The organism is Accumulibacter sp. (genome assembly GCF_032229525.1).
Taxonomy (GTDB): domain Bacteria; phylum Pseudomonadota; class Gammaproteobacteria; order Burkholderiales; family Rhodocyclaceae; genus Accumulibacter.
In genome coordinates this window covers 1-5,830 of record NZ_JAVTWB010000191.1, presented here as the reverse complement: position 1 = coordinate 5,830, position 5,830 = coordinate 1, and the positions used below count along the sequence as shown (strand labels likewise).

4 protein-coding genes and 1 pseudogene are annotated in these 5,830 nt (G+C 61.5%); all 5 read left to right on the top strand.

The window, feature by feature from the left end; all coding sequences use genetic code 11:
- Nucleotides 1-1,256, top strand: a 1,256-nt coding sequence (locus tag RUW20_RS15135; RefSeq protein ID WP_313953060.1) for an alpha/beta fold hydrolase, incomplete at its 5' end; no start/stop codon positions are given.
- A 255-nt stretch (nt 1,257-1,511) separates the two neighbouring features.
- On the top strand, nt 1,512-1,874 hold the full coding sequence (locus tag RUW20_RS15130; RefSeq protein ID WP_313953059.1) for an STAS/SEC14 domain-containing protein: 363 nt from the start codon (nt 1,512-1,514) through the stop codon (nt 1,872-1,874).
- A gap of 30 nt (nt 1,875-1,904) precedes the next feature.
- On the top strand, nt 1,905-4,442 hold the full coding sequence (locus tag RUW20_RS15125; protein ID WP_313953058.1) for a plasma-membrane proton-efflux P-type ATPase: 2,538 nt from the start codon (nt 1,905-1,907) through the stop codon (nt 4,440-4,442).
- Between the two features lie 251 nt (nt 4,443-4,693).
- Complete coding sequence (locus RUW20_RS15120; protein WP_313953061.1) at nt 4,694-5,110, top strand: potassium channel family protein; 417 nt, start codon at nt 4,694-4,696, stop codon at nt 5,108-5,110.
- Between the two features lie 312 nt (nt 5,111-5,422).
- Nucleotides 5,423-5,830, top strand: a pseudogene (locus tag RUW20_RS15115) (IS1634 family transposase); the annotation flags it as partial.

Here is a 5,830-nt window from a genome sequence, read left to right as displayed (position 1 = left end):
ACGAGCGCGGCGCCAATCTGGCGCGCGGCGCCAGCAACTATCGCGAGGACTTCAAGCGCTCGCTGCGCAACGAAGCGCCCGCCGGCGTCGAGGCCTTCCGCGTCGGCGAGAACCTCGCCATCACCCCTGGCAAGGTGGTCTACCGCAATCACCTGATCGAGCTGATTCAATACACGCCGGCTACCGACACCGTCCAGCGCGAACCGGTGCTGATGCAATCGGCGTGGATGATGAAGTACTACATCCTCGACCTCTCGCCGCACAACTCGCTGGTCAAGTATCTCGTCGATCGCGGCCATACGGTGTACATGGTCTCGTGGCTCAACCCGGGTCCGGAGCACCGCAATCTGGGCATGGAGGATTACCGCAAACACGGCACCCTGGCCGCTGTCGAGGTCATCTCCGAGCTGCAACCCGGACGCAAGATTCACGCCGCCGGTTATTGCCTGGGCGGCATTCTGCTGACCATCACGGCGGCGGCAATGGCGAGAGACGGCGACGACCGTCTGGCCAGCGTCACCTTGTTCACCACCATGACCGACTTCACCGAAGTCGGCGAGATCAACGTCTTCATGGACGCCAGCGAAGTGACGCTGCTCGAAGACATGATGTGGCAGAAAGGCTACCTCGATCACAAGCAGGTCTCGGGCGGTTTTCAGCTGCTGAAATCTGCCGACCTGATCTGGTCGAAGATGGTCCGCGAGTACTACCTCGGGCATCGCGAACCGATGTTCGACCTGATGGCCTGGAACGCCGACGGCACGCGCATGCCCTATCGCCAGCACTCCGAGCTGCTGCGCCGGCTGTACGTGGACAACGAGCTCTTCGAGGGCAAGTACATGGTCGAAGGCCGCGCCATCTCGATCAGCGACATCCACTGCCCGATCTTTGCCGTGGCCGCCGTGGCCGACCACGTCGCCCCCTGGCACTCGGTGTACAAACTGCACCTGCAAAGCGACGCCACCGAGCTGACGTTTGTGCTGACCAGCGGCGGGCACAACGTCGGCATCGTCAACGAACCCGGCCACCCGCACCGCTCTTACCAGCTCAGCGTCTGCCACGAAGGGGACCGCTGCATCGACCCGGAAACCTGGAAAGCACAAACGCCGACCGCGCAGGGCTCGTGGTGGCCAGCCTGGCAGCAATGGCTCGAAGCGCACTCCTCGGGCAGCGAAGCGCCGCCAGCGATGGGTGCCCCGGACAAAGGCTATGAGCCCCTGTGCGACAGCCCGGGAACCTATGTGCTGCAGCAGTAGGCGACAGCATGCTGTGGCGCTTGGCCTCGCCATTGCTCGAGCAAGATTCCGAAGATACTGCCTGCTGCTGTCTCCTCGGCCGTGTGTTCGACAATGGCCGTCGAATTGTTGGGCTCACGAGGTGCGCGATAAGTTGACCGATGGTGAAGGTAACGCCTCGGTGGTTAATTGATCGGCGGTTCCTTGGTGGTGCCGTGGAGTTCAGCTCGAAGAGCAGTGCCCCGCGACGCAGAAATCTTACGAAAGACGTACCCAATGACCATAAAACTCAATGAAGAAAATAACGGCAAGCTGCTCACCATCCACGCCAGCGGCAAGCTGATCAAGGACGACTACGCGGAGTTTGTGCCCGCGTTCGAGCGACTTGTCCAACAGCACGGAAAGCTGCGGGTGTTGTTCGACATGAGCGACTTCCATGGCTGGGAACTCAGTGCAGCGTGGGAGGACACCAAGTTCGGCATCCAGCACTTCGCCGACATCGACCGACTGGCAATGCTCGGGGACAAGGCGTGGCAGCACGGCATGGCAATCTTCTGCAAGCCGTTTACAAAAGCACAAGTCCGTTACTTCGATCACGCCAAGGCGGTCGAGGCGCGGAAATGGTTGGACGAGGCGTAACGGCCTCGGTAAGTGCAAAGGATACCCATAATGGAAGCTAACACCTCCCAATCCAGGGCGCCCGAACCGAAGCCGGGACCGAAGTCCGCTGCGAAGGATGATCTGAAATCCCTGCCGCTGGCAGAGGTGGAGAAGAAATTGGCATCGTCGCCGGACGGTCTCAGCCAGACCGAGGCGGAGAAACGTCTGGCCCAATACGGGCCGAACGAGATTGATGAAAAGGAAACCAACGCCTTCCTGAAATTTCTCTCGTATTTCTGGGGTCCGATCCCGTGGATGATCGAAGCGGCGGTGATACTGTCGGGGGTTGCCCAACATTGGCCGGACTTTGGCATCATCCTGGTGTTGCTTATTGCCAACGCCGTGGTCGGCTTCTGGGAGGAACACCAGGCCGGCAACGCCATCGCCGCACTGAAGGCCAAGCTGGCAAGCAAGGCCCAGGTCAAACGCGATGGCAAGTGGGGCAGCCGGGAGTCGCGTGAACTCGTGCCAGGCGACATCATCCATCTGCGCTTGGGTGACATCGTACCGGCCGATGCGCGCCTGCTGGAAGGCGACCCGGTGGAGGTGGATCAATCGGCGCTGACCGGTGAGTCCTTGCCCGTTACGCATCAAGCCGGCGACGCGGTGTTCTCCGGTTCGATCATCCGCACCGGAGAAATCGACGCGCTGGTGTACGCCACCGGCGACAACACCTACTTCGGCAAGACGGCGAAGCTGGTGCAGGGAGCGCAGGCGGCCAGCCACTTCCAGCGTGCGGTACTCAAAATCGGCAACTACCTGATCATCCTCGCGGTGGTTCTGGTGGCGGTGATCATCACTGTCGCGCTCTTCCGGGGCGACCCGATTCTCACCACGCTGCAGTTCGCCTTGGTGTTGACCGTAGCCGCCATTCCGGTAGCGATGCCGACGGTGCTGTCGGTCACCATGGCGGTCGGGGCACGTCTGCTGGCGAAGAAAGAGGCCATCGTGACCCGCTTGGCGGCTATCGAGGAACTGGCGGGCGTGGACGTGCTGTGCTCCGACAAGACCGGCACCCTGACCCAGAATAAACTGACCCTGGGCGATCCGTTCGCCGTCAACAACGTGTCCGCAGAGCAGGTGATTTTCAACGCCGCTCTGGCCTCGCGGGCAGACAATCAGGACACCATCGACCTCGCTGTCCTCGGTGGCCTGAAAGACGATCAGGCATTGAAGGGCTATCAGGTCCTTCATTTCCAGCCATTCGACCCGGTCCATAAACGCACCGAGGCCTCCGTCAAAGGCGTGGACGGAAAAGAGTTTAAGGTCACCAAGGGCGCGCCACAGGTGATTCTGGAACTGTCGGCCAATGCCGCGCAGGTAAAGTCTGCCGTCGAGACGGCGGTCAACGAATTCGCCGCGCGGGGCTTCCGTTCATTGGGCGTGGCACGGGCCGATCAGGATGGCGGGTGGCAGTTTGTCGGCGTATTGCCGCTGTTCGATCCGCCACGCGAGCAGGCCAGGGCGACCATCGCGACGGCCCGCGAGATGGGCGTCAGCGTCAAGATGGTGACGGGCGATGCGTTGGCTATTGCCCAGGAAACCGCCAAGAAACTGGGGCTGGGCACGAATATTCTCGATGCCAGCGGATTCGGCGACACCAAGCATCACGAGACGGCGAAGTTGGCGGAGGCGATCGAGAAAGCAGACGGTTTCGCCCAGGTGTTCCCCGAACACAAGTACCACATCATCGATGTCCTGCAACAGCGCGGCCATATCGTCGGCATGACGGGAGACGGGGTGAACGATGCGCCCGCGCTGAAAAAGGCCGACTGCGGCATCGCCGTTTCCGGCGCGACGGATGCGGCGCGCGCGGCGGCGGACATCGTGCTGATGACGCCTGGCCTGTCGGTGATCATCGACGCGATCAAGGAGAGCCGGAACATCTTCCAGCGCATGAACAGTTACGCGATCTACCGTATCACCGAGACGTTGCGCGTGCTGTTGTTCATGACCTTATCAATTCTGGTGTTCAATTTCTACCCGATGACCGCGGTGATGATCGTCATGCTGGCGTTGCTCAACGATGGCGCAATTCTGTCCATTGCCTACGATAACGTGCGCTACAAGGATCAGCCTGAGGCCTGGAACATGCACATGGTCCTCGGTGTTTCTTCGGTGCTGGGTATTGTCGGACCTCTGGCAGCGTTTGGTATGTTCTACCTGGCTGATCGAGTTTATAAGCTTGATCACCCTCATCTCCAGACCCTGATGTATCTGATGCTCTCCGTGGCTGGTCATCTGACGATCTTCCTGACGCGAACGCGCGGCCCGTTCTGGTCCATCCGCCCGGCACGGATCTTGTGGATGGCGGTGCTCGGCACGCAAATCGTGGCGACCCTGATCGCGGTTTACGGGCTGTTCATGACGCCGCTAGGCTGGGGTTGGGCGCTGTTCGTCTGGGGCTACGCCTTCGTTTGGTTCCTCGTCAGCGACCGCGTCAAACTGCTTGCGTATCGAGTGTTCGATCCAAGCGCTGCGCCGCTGTTGGGCAAGAAGTCAGTGGCCGCAGCAACGTCGATTGCCATGCCGAAAGGATCCAAATGAAAATTCAGCTCGATGAGCCGGAAAGGCAATTGCTGTGACCACACGCCGACCCGGAGTTCTCGGATCTCGAGAAAATCGAGGAAGCGCTGTGGGTGATGGCCTTGCGACTCGGCGCAGCATTCTGGTGGTGGCGCCGCGCGCGAGCGCAAGCACGCCCGTCAAGCGTGGGGCCGAAATGAGCGGCATCATCGCGGTGCCTGAGTCCGGTGGCCCTTACCTGATCCGGCCGGGGGGGGCTTAACTTGTCGATCGTGGTTCTGGGGGCCATTGCGATGCTGGTCCTGACCACACTCATCCACTTCGAGGTTCTTTCAGGTCTCTCCCGCGTGCTGCCCATGGTGCCTCTGCGCTCGCGCTTCAAGTTGCTGGTCGTGCTCGGCGCAACTTTTCTGGCGCATGCCCTGGAGATTGCACTCTACGCGGTGGCGCTGCTGCTGCTCGTGCGTTCGGGTGTCGGCACAATGAGTGGGGCCGAGCCGCTGAGCTTCGAGACCGCGCTCTATTTCTCGGCCGAGACCTATTCCTCACTTGGCTATGGTGACCTTGTCCCGCTTGAGGCCTTGCGCCTGCTGGCCGGCGCCGAAACCCTCAACGGTTTGCTCATGATCGGCTGGTCGGCCTCCTACATCCATATTGCGATGGAGCGATTCTGGGCCCCGAACAGCTAGGTTCCGCCCGCAGGCCGGCAGCCAACCCGCGCTATCTGGAGGAGCCGGCCCTGCGGTCAGAAGGGGAAGGCCGTTGAATGGGCGCCCGAATAACGGAAGTGGCGCTTTTCGACTCCCGGGGTAGCAGGGACGGCATGTTCTTGAAGACTTATTGCCCAGTGCTGGGGACCCGTCTGCGGAGGTGGGGAGACCACCGACCGCTGCGTATAAGGCAACGAAAGCGCAGCGGCTGCAGGCGGGAGTCGGAGGGGTTCATAGTACCGATCGAGATCGCGGGACAACATAAGCCCGGTCGCGGGAAGGAACCCCACTTTGTTCGCGCAACCGCAGTGCGGAGGAGGTCTTTACCATCGTGCGCTCGACTGGCTACACGCAGCACAACCGGACATCGAGCGGCGCTTGGCGCGCAGGCACTTGGTCGGTAGCACCCTGGTGCTTTACGACCTGACCTCGACCTGGCTCACCGGCCGTTGCTGTCCGCTTGCCGCCCGCGGGCATTCGCGCGACGGCAAGCGCGATGATCCGCAGATTGTCTTTGGGCTGATCTGTGCTGCCGATGGCTGCCCGGTCGCGGTGGAGGTGTTCTCGGGCAATACCGCCGACCCGGCGACCGTCGCCGCGCAAGTCGCCAAACTCAGGTTACGCTTTGCGATCGAGCAGATCGCCTGGGTGCGCAAGACGGAGAAGATTGCCGAGGAAGCGGCGCTCGATGGCTTGTAT